The sequence below is a fragment of the Streptomyces sp. NPDC021749 genome (assembly GCF_040640655.1).
GTDB lineage: Bacteria > Actinomycetota > Actinomycetes > Streptomycetales > Streptomycetaceae > Streptomyces.
Genome location: NZ_JBFACE010000007.1, coordinates 237,017 through 251,858 on the forward strand (window position 1 = coordinate 237,017; position 14,842 = coordinate 251,858).

At 73.6% G+C, this 14,842-nt stretch carries 13 protein-coding genes; 4 read left to right on the top strand and 9 right to left on the bottom strand.

Annotated features, from left to right (window positions below; translation table 11 throughout):
• Positions 1–126: 126 nt before the first annotated feature.
• Positions 127–1,059 carry a hypothetical protein gene (locus AB0G35_RS09995; RefSeq protein ID WP_360946601.1) on the top strand — a complete coding sequence of 311 codons (933 nt, stop codon included), beginning with the start codon at positions 127–129 and terminating at the stop codon, positions 1,057–1,059.
• A gap of 483 nt (positions 1,060–1,542) precedes the next feature.
• On the opposite strand, the gene AB0G35_RS10000 is transcribed toward AB0G35_RS09995, so the two are convergent.
• The 4 genes from AB0G35_RS10000 to AB0G35_RS10015 form a co-directional block, all read right to left on the bottom strand.
• Positions 1,543–3,000, bottom strand: a complete 1,458-nt coding sequence (locus AB0G35_RS10000) for an amino acid permease (protein ID WP_360946604.1) — start codon at positions 2,998–3,000, stop codon at positions 1,543–1,545.
• 141 nt (positions 3,001–3,141) lie between these two features.
• The gene (locus AB0G35_RS10005; RefSeq protein ID WP_360946607.1) at positions 3,142–3,357 is read right to left on the bottom strand and encodes a dodecin; all 216 of its coding nucleotides are present in this window, start codon (positions 3,355–3,357) and stop codon (positions 3,142–3,144) included.
• Positions 3,358–3,450: 93 nt separating this feature from the next.
• Complete coding sequence (locus AB0G35_RS10010; RefSeq protein WP_360946610.1) at positions 3,451–3,912, bottom strand: universal stress protein; 462 nt, start codon at positions 3,910–3,912, stop codon at positions 3,451–3,453.
• 34 nt (positions 3,913–3,946) lie between these two features.
• Complete coding sequence (locus AB0G35_RS10015) at positions 3,947–4,654, bottom strand: PAS domain-containing protein (RefSeq protein ID WP_360946613.1); 708 nt, start codon at positions 4,652–4,654, stop codon at positions 3,947–3,949.
• Positions 4,655–4,759: 105 nt separating this feature from the next.
• On the opposite strand from AB0G35_RS10015, the gene AB0G35_RS10020 reads away from it, so the two are divergent.
• A complete protein-coding gene (locus tag AB0G35_RS10020; RefSeq protein WP_360946616.1) occupies positions 4,760–7,957 on the top strand; it encodes a cytochrome P450 in 3,198 nt (1,065 codons plus the stop codon).
• Positions 7,958–8,109: 152 nt separating this feature from the next.
• Positions 8,110–9,270, top strand: a complete 1,161-nt coding sequence (locus tag AB0G35_RS10025) for an FAD-dependent monooxygenase (protein WP_360946619.1) — start codon at positions 8,110–8,112, stop codon at positions 9,268–9,270.
• 34 nt (positions 9,271–9,304) lie between these two features.
• Here AB0G35_RS10025 and AB0G35_RS10030 read toward each other — a convergent pair whose 3' ends face one another.
• Positions 9,305–9,823, bottom strand: coding sequence for a DUF2165 domain-containing protein (locus AB0G35_RS10030; protein ID WP_360946622.1), 519 nt, complete (start codon positions 9,821–9,823; stop codon positions 9,305–9,307).
• A gap of 173 nt (positions 9,824–9,996) precedes the next feature.
• Between AB0G35_RS10030 and AB0G35_RS10035 the strand changes: the two genes are divergently transcribed.
• Positions 9,997–11,031: a phosphatidylinositol-specific phospholipase C domain-containing protein gene (locus AB0G35_RS10035; RefSeq protein WP_360946625.1), complete on the top strand. Its 1,035-nt coding sequence runs from the start codon at positions 9,997–9,999 to the stop codon at positions 11,029–11,031.
• Here the strand turns inward: AB0G35_RS10035 and AB0G35_RS10040 are convergent.
• From AB0G35_RS10040 to egtC, 4 genes are all read right to left on the bottom strand, one after another.
• Entirely contained in the window at positions 11,003–12,001 is a 999-nt protein-coding gene (locus AB0G35_RS10040) for a serine protease (protein ID WP_360946628.1), read from the bottom strand. The two genes, AB0G35_RS10035 and AB0G35_RS10040, sit on opposite strands and share 29 nt — an antisense overlap.
• A 36-nt stretch (positions 12,002–12,037) precedes the next feature.
• A complete protein-coding gene (locus tag AB0G35_RS10045) occupies positions 12,038–12,976 on the bottom strand; it encodes a phosphatidylinositol-specific phospholipase C (protein ID WP_360946631.1) in 939 nt (312 codons plus the stop codon).
• A gap of 141 nt (positions 12,977–13,117) precedes the next feature.
• A complete protein-coding gene (gene egtD, locus AB0G35_RS10050; RefSeq protein ID WP_360946634.1) occupies positions 13,118–14,080 on the bottom strand; it encodes an L-histidine N(alpha)-methyltransferase in 963 nt (320 codons plus the stop codon).
• Positions 14,077–14,832, bottom strand: coding sequence for an ergothioneine biosynthesis protein EgtC (egtC, locus tag AB0G35_RS10055; protein WP_360946637.1), 756 nt, complete (start codon positions 14,830–14,832; stop codon positions 14,077–14,079). The genes egtD and egtC overlap by 4 nt, the downstream gene beginning before the upstream one ends.
• Between the last annotated feature and the right edge of the window lie 10 nt (positions 14,833–14,842).

Consider the following 14,842-nt stretch of genomic DNA (forward strand, 5'->3'; position numbering starts at 1 on the left):
TCATTCTTGGGGCCCATCAGGTCCGCGTCAAGAGGCGGTGGGGTCAACTGCGGTGCGGTACGGGACGATTGGGGTGTGGTGCAGGGCAGGTGCGATGCGCTGCGCGCCGTCTCGTAGGCTCACCCGGTGCGCACCCTCCCCGCCGACGTCGTCCGCTACGCGGTGGCCATCGAACCGTCCGAACTCGCCTGGGGCCGGCTGCACGGCCGGCTGACCGCCGCCGACACCGTCCGGCTCGCCTTTCTCCGCCGCTGCGATCTGGGAGCCTCCGGCTCCGGTGAGGCGTTCGCGCTGATCCACGCGCAGGGCCCGTCGGAGCCCGAACTGGACGCGGTCTGCCGGGAGATCCCGGGAGCGGGGACGGACGCCGCGGGGCGGATCTGGGACTACCTCGCGCTGGTCGCGCAGAGCGCACCCGAGAGGGCGGACGGTAGGGGACCGGCAGGTACGGGGGTGGCCGGCACCGGGGTGGCCGGTGCGGGGGTGGCCGTTACGGGGATGGCCGTTACGGGGATGGCCGGTACCGAAGTGGCCGGCGTGAGGGCTGCTGGTACGGGGGTGGCCGGCACCGAAGGGGTCGGTGCGGGGGTGGACGCGTGTCAACTGGCCGCGGGCCGGGCCGAGTTCCTGCTCGCCCGCGCCGCGTCGGGCCGGGGCATGAACTGGCGGGAGAGTGCGGCGCTGCTGGGTACCGACCGGCCGGAAGAGGTGGACGCCGCCTTCGAGCGCGGCGAGGAGTTGGCGGGCGTCGCGGTGATCGGGCTCGCGCTGACCCATCCCGACCCGGCGGCGATCCTGCCCAGGGTCGCCCGGGCCCTGGAGCGCGCCCTGGAGTCGTCGGACCACCGGCTCCGCCACCAGGGCATCGTCGCCCTGGCCCACACCGCCCGGCTGCACGGCACCGTCGACCGCCGCTGTCTGGACCTGCTGCGCCGCTGCCCGCGCGGCACCGAGGCGGACGACGACCTGTGGGCGTACGTCCCCCGCCACCGGCTGCCGTGGTGGCTGTGGCGGCACCGGGTCGGCGGGTGGCTACGGAGGCTGCTGCCGGGCGGGTGAGGGGCCGCACCAGGGAGCGGTCCTGCCGGAAGTGGCCGTACTGGGGAGCGGTCCTCCCGGAAGTGGCCGTACCGGGGAGCGGTCCCGCCGGAGAGTGGCCGTACCGGCGAGCGGTCCTGCCGGCAGCCGTGGCGGGTGCGGGACGGTGCCGGCGGCAGGGCGCGCGCGGTACAACCTCGCCTCCTGACCCGCCCACCCCCCGAAGGGGGGTGGGCGGCGGGGAAAAAGCGGGCGCGGGGAAGAAGCGGCCGGCGGGAAAAAGACGGGCGGCGGGAGAAACTGATGCGGCATCCGGCCCGAGCCGCCCGGGCCCGAGCCCGGGTCCAGGCCAACGGCACCAGCACACCCGTCTGCCGCCCGAGCCGCCCGGGCCCGAGCCCGGGTCCAGGCCAACGGCACCAGCACACCCGTCTGCCGCCCGAGCCGCCCGGGCCCGAGCCGCCCGGGCCCGGTGGCCACCGCGGCCACCGTGGCCGCGGCGGGTCACCGCAGTTCGCCCCCGGAACCGGAACCGGAACCGGAACCCTCCCGCTCCGCGCGTTCCAGGTTCGAGTGCCGGTAGGAGTAGCTGAAGTAGATGACCATGCCGACGAGGAACCAGACCACGAACCGCACCCAGGTCTGCCACGCCAGGAACGTGATCAGCCAGAGGGAGAAGACCACGCCGAGCGCGGGCACGAACGGCATTCCCGGGGTACGGAAGGTGCGCGGCAGGTCGGGGCGCTTGTAGCGGAGCACGATGACCGCCACGCACACCACCACGAACGCCAGCAGGATGCCGATGTTCGTCAGTTCGGCGGCTTCGCCGATCGGCAGGAAACCGGCGATGACCGCGGAGGCCACCCCGACGATCCAGGTCACCCGGGTCGGCACGTGGTGCGTGGGGCTGGTCTTGGCGAACCACTTCGGCAGCAGACCGTCCCGGCTCATCGAGAACCACACCCGGGTCACCCCGAGCATGAAGGTGAACATGACGGTCAGGATGCCGATGATCGCGCCGACCGCGATGACGTCCGCGAGGCCGTGCAGCCCCACCGACTTGAACGCCGATGAGAAGCCGCTCTCCGGGTCGATGTCCTTGTAGTTCTGCATGCCCGTCAGCACCAGGCAGGCCAGGACGTACAGCACCATCGAGATCGCCAGCGAGTACAGGATCGCCTTCGGCATGTGGCGCTGGGCGTCCTTGGACTCCTCCGCGGCGGTGCTCATCGCGTCGTAGCCGAAGACCGCGAAGAAGACGGTGGCCGCACCGGTGAAGGCGCCGCTCACCCCGAACGGGAAGAACGGAACGTAGTTCGCGGTGTTGATGTGGAAGAAGCCGACCGCGATGACGACCACGACGACCAGGACCTTCAGGCCCACCACGATCGTCTCGAAGCGCGCGGCGTTCTTGATGCCCAGGGTCAGCAGAAAGGCGATCAGGAGGCAGAGCACCGCCGCGAAGAGGTCGACCCGGTGCCCCGGCCCGGTCCCCGGCGCGCCCAGCATCCAGGCGGGCAGATCGAGCCCCAGCTCACCGAGAAGAAAGCTGAAATATCCGGAGATGCCGATCGCGACGACCGCGACGATCGCGGTGTACTCCAGCAGCAGGTCCCAGCCGATGAACCAGCCGGCCACCTCGCCGAGCACCGCATAGCCGTAGGTGTAGGCCGACCCCGCCTTCGGGATCAGCCCGGCGAATTCGGCGTACGAGAAGGCCGCCGCGGCGCTCGCGATGCCCGCGACGAGGAAGGAGACCAGGACCGCGGGCCCGGCCTTGCCGTTCGCGACGGTGCCGGCGAGTGTGAAGATGCCGGCGCCGATGATGCCGCCGACACCGATGGCGGTCAACTGCCACAGTCCCAGCGCCCGGGTGAGCTGCTGGCTCGCCGGGCCCTCCGCCTCTTCGATGTGTTCGATCGGTTTGCGGCGCAATACGCCCTGTCCCGCGCGCAGCCCCATCTGGCATCTCCTCCGTAGGCTCGCTCCGTCGTGGTCCGACGGCGGATCATCATGGACCCTGAAGGGCCCCGGAGGAAGGCGACTCCCTAGTACGGTGGCGACTCGCCGGGAGACGTACCCGGCAGGGGTGTCATCAACGGGTCAATCGGCGTCCTCCAGCCGGAACCCGACCTTCAGACCGACCTGGTAGTGGTCGATCTCGCCGTCGAGGAGGTGCCCGCGCACTTCGGTGATCTCGAACCAGTCGAGATTGCGCAGGGTCTGCGAGGCGCGCTTGATGCCGTTCTTGATCGCCGCGTCCACGCTCTGCTGGGACGTCCCGACGATATCGGTCACGCGGTACGTGCGGTCGGTCACGGTGGTCTCCCTCGGCCGGGGCGGCGCTCCGCCCGTCCACCTCCCACCGTGCCTCAGGGCGGCCGACCCCACCAGCGGAGCGCCGCGGGGCCGCTACGGGACGACGGTGACCGGCCAGCGTCCCGCCTTGACCAGGCGGAGGGCGACCGAGCCCATGATGCGGTGCCCGGCCGACTCCGAGGCGCCCACCACCACGGCGTCGGCCTTGAGCTCGTCGGCCATCTGCACCATGCCGTTGTACGGGTCGCCACGCAGCGTGTGGAACTCCCAGCGCACGTCGTAGATCCCCTGCAGCCGGTCGGTGGCCCTGCGGATCTCGGCCATCAGCTCCTCGGCCACCTCGGCGGTCGCGTCCACGACCGGCGCGCCCATCGACGCCCCGGCCGGCAGCACCGGCTGGACGTAGACCAGGACGAGCTTCGCGCCCTGGCGCCGGGTGAGTCCGGCCGCGTACGCGGCGGCGCGCCAGGACGAGTCGGAGCCGTCCACGCCGACGACGATGACCTTCGGGCCGTCCGTTCCGCGCTCGAACTGCGCGGCTGCGTTCTCCTCCACACCACGGAGGTTAACCGCACAAGCGTGCTGATGGTCAGGCCGGGGCCGGTGGCCAGCTGTCCGCCGCCAGGACGCCCAGTACGTACGCCTTGGCGACCAGCGCGGTCCGGCCCTGCACCCGCCAGCGGCGGGACAGCCGGGCCAGGTGGTAGTTCACCCCGTCGACGGTCAGTCCCAGCGCCGCGCCGATCGACGCCGTCGTCGCGCCGCCGGCGGCCAGCACCAGGATCCGGGTCTCCACCGGACTCACCGTGGCCCGCCGAGCCGGCGGCGGGGCGCCCTCCGTGACCCGCAGCAGCGCCAGCAGGGCCGGCGGCTGGACGGACGCGTCGCCGACCGGGTCCACCGTCAGTTCCCCCTCGTGCTCGGTGCCGTCGGCGGCGGACCGCCAGTGCACCTCGACCGGATAGCGCGACCGCCGGCCCAGCCGCACCGCCTCCTCGATCCGCTGCAGCTGCTCCTTCGCCCGGGGCCGGAACAGGGCCAGCAGATTGCGGCCGCGCAGCTGACCCGGTGCCACTCCCCACAGCGTGGCCATCGCCGGATTGGCGATCAGCACCTCGCCGTCGGCCCGGCACACCGCGATCGGCGTGGGGATGCGGTCCAGCAGGATCAGGAAGTAGTTGCGCCAGGGCCCGTCCGCGTACGGCCCGGCCGGGTCGACCGGCCCGGCTCCGGCGGGTGACGGAGGGGCGCCGGCAAAGCCCCCGTCCGGCGCACTGCCGGCGTGCCCGATGTCCATTGCCCCCTCTCCGTTCCGCGCGCAAGAGCGCACAGCGAAAAACCACTGCACAATCATGCAGTTGCCCGGGCCGGAGACGGCCACCGGCCCCCTCACGCTGGAGACATGACCGACACCATCGCGCTCCACAGTGACGAACGCGCCGCCGATGACGGCATCCCGGTCGTCGACATCACGGCCGACGGGATGACCTCGACGCCCATCCAGCAGACCATGGACCTCGCCCGGACCCACGGACCGGTCTTCAAGCGCCGGCTGGGCGAGCGCGAGACGCTCTTCCTCACGTCGCTCGACCTGGTCACCGAGGCCGCCGACGAGACCCGCTTCGCCAAGGGGGTCTCGGTCATCCTGGAGAACGTCCGGGAGTTCGCCGGGGACGGTCTGTTCACCGCCTACAACGACGAGCCGAACTGGGCCAAGGCGCACGAGATCCTGATGCCGGCCTTCGCGCTGGGCTCGATGCGGACGTACCACCCGGCGATGCTGAAGGTCGCCCGCCGGGTCATGGCGAGCTGGGACCGGCGGGTGGCCGACGGCACGCCGGTGCGGATAGCCGAGGACATGACCCGGATGACGCTGGACACCATCGGGCTGGCCGGCTTCGGCTTCGACTTCGAGTCGTTCTCCCGCGGCGACTCGCAGCACCCGTTCGTCGAGGCGATGGTGCGCTGCCTCGAATGGAGCATGAAGAAGTTCGCCCGGGACCCGCACGCCGACCACTCCGCGGCGGACGCGGCGTTCCGCGCCGACGCGGACTACCTCGCCTCCGTCGTCGACGAGGTCATCGCCGCGCGCACGGCGAGCGGCGAGACCGGCGAGGACGACCTGCTCGGCCTGATGCTCGGCGCCCGCACGCAGGAGGACGGCACCGGATCGGGCGGCCCCTCCCTCGATCTCGCCAACATCCGCAACCAGGTCATCACCTTCCTGATCGCCGGTCACGAGACCACCTCGGGCGCCCTCTCGTTCGCCCTCTACCACCTGCTCAAGGACCCGCTGGCGCTGCGCATGGTGCAGCGTGAGGCCGACGAGCTGTGGGGCGACCAGGCCGACCCGGACCCCGCCTTCGAGGACATCGGCCGTCTGCCGTTCACCCGGCAGGTCCTCAACGAGGCGCTGCGGCTGTGGCCCACCGCCGCCGCCTTCACCCGCCAGGCCCGCCAGGACACCGTGCTCGGCGGCCGCTACCCGGTGAAGGCCGGCCAGCTGGTCACCGTGCTCACCCCGATGCTGCACCGCGACCCGTGCTGGGGCGACAACCCCGAGCTGTTCGACCCGTCCCGCTTCAGCCCGGAGGCCGAGGCGGCCCGCTCGCCGCACGCCTACAAGCCGTTCGGGACCGGTGAACGTGCCTGTATCGGGCGGCAGTTCGCGCTGCACGAGGCGACCATGCTGCTCGCCCTGCTCGCCCACCGCTACCGGCTGATCGACCACGCCGACTACCGGCTGCGCATCAAGGAGACCCTCACCCTCAAGCCCGACGGGTTCACCGTCCAACTGGCCGCCCGCACGCCGGCCGACCGGGCCGCGGTGCGCGCCGCCCTGGGGGTGCTGCCCGGCGGCACCGCGGGAGCCGCGGGCCACGGGGACCGCACCGCCGCCGCCGGCGCCCTGCCCGCCCGCGTCGTCCAGGGCACCGGCCTGCTGCTGTTGCACGGCAGCAACTACGGCACCTGCCGCGAGTTCGCCGAGCGGCTCGCCGACGAGGCCACCGGGCTGGGCTGCGCCACCGAGGTCGCGCCGCTGGACGCCTGCGCCGGCGGGCTGCCCGCCGACCGGCCCGTCGTCATCGTCGCCGCCTCCTACAACGGACAGCCCACCGACGACGCCGCGGCCTTCGTCCGCTGGCTGCGGTCCGCGGAGGACGGCGCCGCCGCGGACCGCCCGTTCGCCGTCCTCGGCGTCGGCGACCGCAACTGGGCCGCCACCTACCAGCACGTGCCCACCCTTATCGACGACCGGCTGGCCGCGCTCGGCGGCGACCGGATGCTGCCGCGCGCCGAGGCCGACGCCTCCGGCGATCTCGGCGGCACCGTCAAGGAGTTCACCGTCGCGCTGCGCACCGAACTGCTGACCCGCTACGGCGACCCGGCCAGTACCGGCGCGGACGCCCCGGCCGCCGCGGACACCGGCTACACCGTCACCGAGGTCAGCGGCGGACCGCTCGCCGCCCTCGCCGCCCGGCACGAGCTGACCGAACTGACCGTCACCGAGGCCCGTGACCTCACCGCGGACGGCTGGCCGCGCCCCAAACGGTTCCTGCGGCTGGCCCTGCCGGACGGCGTCACCTACCGCACCGCCGACCACCTCGCCGTGCTGCCGGCGAACCCCCCGGCCGCCGTCGAGCGGGCCGCCCGCGCCCTCGGCGCCGACCTCGACACCGTGCTCGCCCTGCACCCGGGCCGCCGCCCGGCCCGCGACACCCTGCCCGTCGACCGACCGCTTTCGGTACGCCAACTCCTCACCCGCCAACTGGAGTTGGGGGTGCGGCCGACCCGGGAGCAGATCGCGGTGCTGGCCGCGCACAACCCGTGCCCGCCCGAGCGCCAAGCCCTGGAACACCTCGCCGACGACGACCCGCGCACCCTGGTCGAGCTGATCGAGGCCCACCCCGCGCTGCGCGGCCGACTGCCCTGGCCGGTGGTCCTCGACCTGCTGCCGCCGCTGCGCACCCGGCACTACTCGATCTCGTCCTCGCCCGCCACCGACGCCCGGCACGCCGAGCTGATGGTCTCGCTGCTGCCCGGCGGCACCGGCTCGACGTATCTGCACGGCCTGCGCCCCGGCGACACGGTCCTGGCCCGGGTGCAGCCCTGCCGCGAGGCCTTCCGCATCGACCCGGCCGACGACACCCCGGTCATCCTGGTCGCCGCCGGCACCGGTCTCGCCCCCTTCCGGGGCGCGGTGGCCGACCGCGTCGCGGCCGGTCAAAAGGCGCCCGCCCGGCTGTACTTCGGCTGCGACGACCCCACGGCCGACTTCCTGCACGCCGCGGAGTTCGCCGCCGCCGAAGCGGCCGGGGTGCTCTCGGTACGCCCCGTCTTCAGCGAACGCCCCGAGAACGGCCACCGCTTCGTCCAGCACCGCATCGCCGCCGAGGCCGCCGAGATCTGGGAACTCCTCCAAGCCGGCGCGCGGGTGTACGTCTGCGGCGACGGCAGCCGGATGGCCCCCGGGGTACGGGCCGCCTTCCGGGAGGTGCACGCCGCGCACACCGGTGCCTCCGTCCAGGAGTCCGAGGCCTGGCTGCGCGAACTCACCGCCTCCGGCCGGTACATTGAGGACGTGTACGCGGCGGGCTGAGGCACGCACGGCGACACGGGCCGTACGTCCTCCGGCGGGCTGGATCTTCCGGCCCGCCGGAGGCAAGGTGGGACCGTGCGGCCAGGCGGCCGCACCGCCGGCCACGGCCCGGCCGGCGGACCGAGCGGGGGCACACCCGGGGGGACCACGGCATGAGCAAGGCCCTGATCATCGGCGGCGGCATCGCGGGCGCGGTGACCGCCATGGCGCTGCACAAGGCGGGCATCGAGGCGGAGGTCTTCGAGGCGTACCCGACCGGCGCGGACGACGTCGGCGCCTTCCTCGTCGTCTTCGCCAACGGCCTGGAGGCGCTCCGGGTGATCGACGCCCACGACCCGGTCGCCGCCCACTCCTTCCCCGCGCAGCGGGTCGCGGTGTTCGGCCCCGACGGCAGCAAGGTCGGCGAGCGGCCCCTCGCCGGCAGCGGCACCGGCCCCGGCCCGCGCACGATGCGGCGGGCCACCCTCTACCAGGTGCTGCACGCCGAGGCGGCCCGCCGGGGCATCCCGGTGCACCACGGGAAACGGCTGGTCGGCGCCGAGACGGTGGCGTCGGCCGGCGGGAAGCGGGTGGTCGCCGCCTTCGCCGACGGCAGCCGCGCCGAGGGCGATCTGCTGATCGGCGCGGACGGACTGCACTCCGTCACCCGCACCCTCATCGACCCGGCGGCGCCCCGGCCGCGCCACACCGGCCAGCACACCGTCTGCGGCTACACCCGCGCCGCCGGCGCCGAGGTGGCCGCGGAGACCTACACCATGATCCGGGGCGACCGCGCCGTCCTCGGCTGCACCCGCGCCCCCGACGGGGAGGTCTGGTGGTTCGCCAACATCCCCGGCACCGAGAGCGACCGCGCGGCCCTGCAGGCCGTCACCCCCGACGAGTGGCGCGACCGGGTCGCCGCGCGGTTCCCCGGGGACGCGACCCCGGCCGCCGCCCTCGTCCGCGCCACCGGCGACCGGGTCATCGCCTCCAGCGCCTACGACATCGCCACCACGCCCACCTGGTACGACGACACCAAGGTGGTCCTCGGCGACGCCGCCCACGCGGCCGCGCCCAACGCCGCCCAGGGCGCCTCGATGGCCATCGAGGACGGCATCGTGCTGGCCCGCTGCCTGCGCGACCACACCGGGCCGCGCACCGCCTTCGCGGCGTACGAGGAACTGCGCCGGGAACGGGTGGAGAAGGTCGTCGCGACCAGCGCGGGCCTGGCCGCCCGCACCGCCCCCGGCGGACCCGGCCGCCCCGCCACCGGCCCCGGGGACGGTGGCGCGGACGGCGGCAACTGGCTGACGGACTACCGCATCGAGTGGTGAGTGCCGGGCGCCCGCCCGCCGCGCGCCGGCCGGCTCAGGGCGCCGACGGCAGCCGGACGGCCAGCAGCGCGATCCCCGCGAACGTGATGTTGCGGGTCGCCGCCTCCAGGCCGTTCCAGGTCTTGGACTGCCACATCGAGAACCACTCCCCGCCGATCGCCAGGAATCCCGCGCCGAACAGCAGCAGCATCATCAGCAGACCGACGGTGCTCAGCATCCGGGCCCGGGCCACATCGCCGCGGCGCAGACCCAGCGGCCACAGCACGGTGGCCACTATCAGCACCAGCGCGGTGACGCTCTCCCAGGCGATGATCGCCACGTACGCGGCGTCCTGCAGCCCCGGCGAGGTGATGGCCCGCCACATCAGGTCCGGGTCCTTGAACGTGGTGTCCATCGCCAGGACGTGCCGGACGAACTGCTGGTTCGTGCCGAAGTCGGTGATGTTGCCGAAGGCGACGAGCGCCAGATAGAGCGCGACCGTGCCCGTGAGCACCGTCGCGACGAGTGGCTGTCCGGTACGCGGCAGCCGGCCGGTTGCGTGATTGTCGGCCATGGGGCCTCCCCAAGTCGGTCAAGTAAAGGGAGTTTCCCTTATCGTCACCGACCCCGTGGTCCCCACCCGCCCCAACTCCCGTACGCTGCTCCCCGATCGACCGGCCGCCCGGCCGGTCGATCGGCGTCCGGGCCGACCTGCCGGGCGCCGAGGGACCACGGAAAGCGGGGAACATGAACGGGAAGCGGTGTGTGGGGACGGTCGCCGCGGCGGCGGCCGCGGTGGTGGCGGTGTCCGCGCCGGCAGGCGCCGAGCCGGCCGGTCTGACGTACGGCACCAGCACGTCCGTGGGCGTCCACAACGCCTACGACAAGGAGAAGTACCCCTACTTCGCGGACGCGCTGGACTCCGGCGCCGCACTGCTCGAACTCGACCTCTGGACCAACGGGTTCGGCCGCTCCTGGCGGGTCAGCCACAGCAACCCGATCGGCAACAACAGCAACTGCGAGGGCGCGGCGAACGCCTCCGAACTGCGGACCGGGGCCACCAACAAGGACTTCGCCGGCTGCCTCGCCGACATGAAGGCCTGGCACGACGCCCACCCCGGCCACCGCCCCATCCTCGTCAAGGTCGAGCTGAAGGACGGCTTCAACGCCAAGGGCGGCCGCGGACCGGCCGAGTTCGACGCGCTGGTGCGCCAGAAGCTCGGCGACGCCGTCTACGGCCCCGGTGACCTCACCGCGGGCCACGCCACGCCCGACGAGGCGGTCCGGGCCGGCGGCTGGCCCGCGCGCGACGCCCTGGCCGGGAAGTTCCTGTTCGAGCTGATACCGGGCACCCTTGAGGAGAGCAACCCGCTCGACAAGCTCTGGACCGACGTCGAGTACGCCACCCACCTCAAGGACCTCGCCGCGCAGGGGAAGCTCGCGCAGTCGGCGGCCTTCCCCGCGGTGCACGGCGCGGCCGCCGGCGACCCCCGCGACCGCTACCAGGACCCGGCGCTGCGCCCCTGGTTCGTGGTCTTCGACGGCGACGCCGCGACCTATCTGAACGGCACCATCGACACCGCCTGGTACGACCGCCGGCACTACCTCCTCATCATGACCGACGCGCACAACGTGCCCCCGGCCATCGACGCCACTCACCCCACCGAGGCACAGGCGCTCGCCCGGGTCGATCAACTCGCCGCCGCACACGCCAGTTTCGCCACCGCCGACTGGTACCCGCTGCCGTCCGTCCTCAAGACCGTGGTGTCGCGCGGGGCCTGACGCCCGGCGTCGGGGCCGGCTCCGCGACGGCCCGCCGGTAGAGCGCGGCCACGTCCGCACCGAACCGGCTGCTGTACGAGACGAAGTCGTCGCCGCCCTCGTCGAGCCCGCCGATCACCCCGATCAGTACTCCGGTGCCGGTGGCCGGATCGAGATCGGTGAGCAGCGGGCCGCCGCTGGTGCCGTTCGGGAATCCCGGGCAGGGGAAGCGGAGTTGGGTCGCGCTCTCGGCCTCGGTGGTGTGCCGGCAGCTGACCGGGGCGTCCCGGTCGGCGGGGTAGCCGGTCAGCAGTGCCGGGCGCCCGGCCGGCACGCCGAACCGGATCCGTTCGGCGCCGGTGAGGTCCGCTATCCGGCCGCCGCCCTGTCCGGCCCGGCGCACGCGCAGGAACGCCACGTCGTGGTCCGGGTCCCGGTCGCTGATCCACCGGGGGTCGACGTGGATGCGGGTGGGCACCCACAGGCCGTACGGCGCGATCCCGTCGTGCAGGCCGGGCACGAACACCAGCCGGGTGCGGAACCCGCCGTCGTGCACACAGTGCGCGGCGGTGACGACCAGGTCGGCGGCGGGGGAGTGCACCACGCTCGCCGTGCAGTGGTGCGCCGGGTCGCCGTCCTCGCCGGGCGAGAAGAGCGCACCGATCGCCGGGGAGGGTGCCGCCGGGGCGGCCACCAGCGGCCGGGACGCCGGCAGCGCGGCACGCGCCCCGCCGCCGGTCCGTCCGGCGCGCAGGACGGCCACCGGCGGGCCCGGCCGCTCCCGGTAGGGCCCGGCGAGCAGCGCGGCGGCGGCCTGGTCCCCGTCCGCGCGGGTGGCCAGGTACGAGCCGGTGGTGCTGTCCCCGGCGGCCAGGAAGGGGTCGCGCGCGGGCAGGCCCAGTGTCAGCGCCGTACTGCCCACGACCACGGTGAGCAGCCCGAGAGCCACCGGCAGCCGCTGCGGGACATGGGGCCGTCCGGAAGGGGACATGTCCCTCAGTCTGCGGCAGGACGGCCGGCCGGACGCCTAGCGCTGGACCGGTCGGGTGAACCGCAGGCCCGGGTTGTGCCGGATCAGCGTCTCGGCCAGGCCGCACTCGTTCGGGAAGTCCATCGGGACGATGCCCAGACCCGTCCAGCCGCTGCCCGCACCCTCCAGCAGCGTCTTGACCTGCGGGTTGAGGCGGTCGGCGTTCGAGCGCGGCGGGAGCAGCGCGGCGGTGCTGACGTAGTTGACGAAGAGCTTGCCGGGCTGGGTGACGGCCTTGCGGAACTGCGCCTCGATCTTGGGGTACTTCCCGAACGGCTCGGCCATGTAGTCGTCCTGGATGTCGAACACCTGGGGATCGCCGTAGCGGACCCCGCCGAGCCCGTCGGAGTCCGCCAGCAGCACGACCCTGCCGCGCGCCGCACCGAGCGCGGGCAGCCCGGCGTCCAGCCGGAACAGCGAGCGGTAGCCCTTGTCGTCCAGGTAGCCGACGAAGATCCGGCGGAACTCCTCGGCGGAGACCTCCGAGTACTCCTGCTTGACCCGCATCAGCACCGTCTCGGACGGGTGGGCGGCGAGGAACGCGCGGCAGGAGTTGAGCACGTCGCCGAACATCAGCTGCTGGTAGAACGCGCCGTGATGGATCGCGAAGACGTTGTCGACGGCCCGGCAGCGGACGTCCAGGAAGCGGATGCCGCCGGCCAGCTGGGCGTCGACCGGGGTGTTCTGGCAGGCGACCCAGGGGCCGCCGTAGCGCGCCCCGGAGTCGTGCGTGCCGGGGATCGTCAGATGTGCCAGTGGTGCGGTGTCGGGGAGCGCGGACATCCAGTCCTGTACGGACGGCGCGCGGTGCCCCGCCGTCCTCCGCTCGGCCGCACCGGCCGTGAACCGCCCGCTGCCGGCGCCCGACAGCACCCCGGCGGCCGACAGTCCGGCCGCGCCCCTGAGAAACCCCCGCCGGTCGAGCCCCAGCCCCATGCCGCCACCCCTGCCCGTCGCATACGCACGTGCGTCCGGGGCATGGAACCACACCGCCCGCGCGGACGGCACCCGGCCGGCGCACCCCGGGGCACACCGGCCGGAACCGTCCTCGTACGTATCCGCCCCTACCGGGCCGTATCAGGCGCGGAACGCGAGGGACAGCGCGAAGCGGTCCGCGCTGTCCGTCCACCAGTTGGTCAACTCCAGCCGTGCGGCGGCGAGTTCGGCACGCACGCCCTCCTGGCGGAACTTGGCCGAGACCTCGGTGCGGATGTCCTCACCGGCCGTGAAGGGCACCGCCAGGTCCACGCCGGGGACCTTCACGGTCACGTCCCGGCGCGCCCGCAGCCGCATCTCGATCCACTCCTCCGCGGCGTTCCACACCGCGACGTGGTCGAAGTCCGCCGGATCGAAATCGCCGTCCAGCTCGCGGTTGATGACCTCCAGGACGTTCTTGTTGAAGGCGGCCGTGACGCCCTGCGGATCGTCGTACGCGGCGACCAGCGTCGTCTCGTCCTTGACCAGGTCGGTGCCGAGCAGCAGGGCGTCGCCCGGGGACAGCAGGTCGTGCACCGACGCGAGGAACGCGGCCCGCTCCTCGGGAAGGAGGTTGCCGATGGTGCCGCCGAGGAACGCCAGCAGCCGCGGCCCGGGCGTCTCGGGCAGCGTCATGCCCTGCTGGAAGTCGGCGACCAGGGCGTGCACGGTCAGGCCGGGATGCCCGGCGAGCAGCGCCTCGCCGGCCGCGGTCAGCGCGGACTCGCTGACGTCGATCGGGAGGTAGGTGTGCAGTCCGCTCAGCGCGCCGATGAGGTGGCGGGTCTTGTCGGACGACCCGGAGCCCAGCTCGATCAAGGTGCGGGCGTTGGTGGCCGCGGCGATGTGGTCGGCGCGGGTGAGCAGGATCTCCCGTTCGGCGCGGGTCGGGTAGTAGTCGGGCAGTTTGGTGATCTCTTCGAAGAGTTCGCTGCCGCGGGCGTCGTAGAACCACTTGGGCGGCAGGTGTTTGGGCGCGTCGGACAGGCCCTGGGCGACGTCGGCGCGCAGCGCGGCCGCGGTGGCGTCGGCGGGGAGGATGCGGGTGATGCTGAGCGGGCTCACGTGGCGGGCTCCTTGAGCGGGGTGAGGTGGACGTCGGCCCGGGTGGCGCGCAGCAGGGTGCGGTCGGGGACCTCGGTCCAGTGGGGGGAATCGTCGTAGGGTTCGGCGGCGACCACCCGGCCGCCGCCCGGAATGGCCAGGTGGTACAGCGTGTCGCCCCAGGAGGTGGCGGCGATGGTGCTGCCGTCGGTCAGCAGCAGGTTGAGCCGGGAGCCGGGGGCGGCCCCGGCGACGGCCGCGACGGTGTCGGCCAGCGCGTCCCCGAGTTCGTCGCCGCGGGTCAGCCGGTGCCGTACCAGCGCCCAGACGAACGCCGCGTCACAGCGCGCCTGCAGGCGCAGCAGCTCCTCCGGTGCCAGCCCGGCGGCCAGCGGCGCGACGGAGTCCGGCCAGCCGGCCACCGCACCGTTGTGGCTGAACAGGTAGCCGTCCCCGGCGAACGGCGCGGCCGCCGCCTCGGCGTCCGGCCCGGCGACGGTGGCGTCCCGTACGGCCGCCAGCAGCGCACCGGTGCGCACCACCCGGGCCAGGTCGGGCAGTTGGTCGTCGGCCCAGATCGGCCCGGCCCTGCGGTACCGCGCCGGGACCGGGTCGCCCGGCGCGTACCAGCCGACGCCGAACCCGTCCGCGTTGACCGTGCCGTGCTTCTGGTGGCGCGGCGCCCACGACTGCCGGTACAGGCCGTGCGGCGGCTCCAGCACGATCTGCCCGAAGGGCACCGGCGGCCCCAGATAAGCGATATGACGGCACATCAGGCGATCG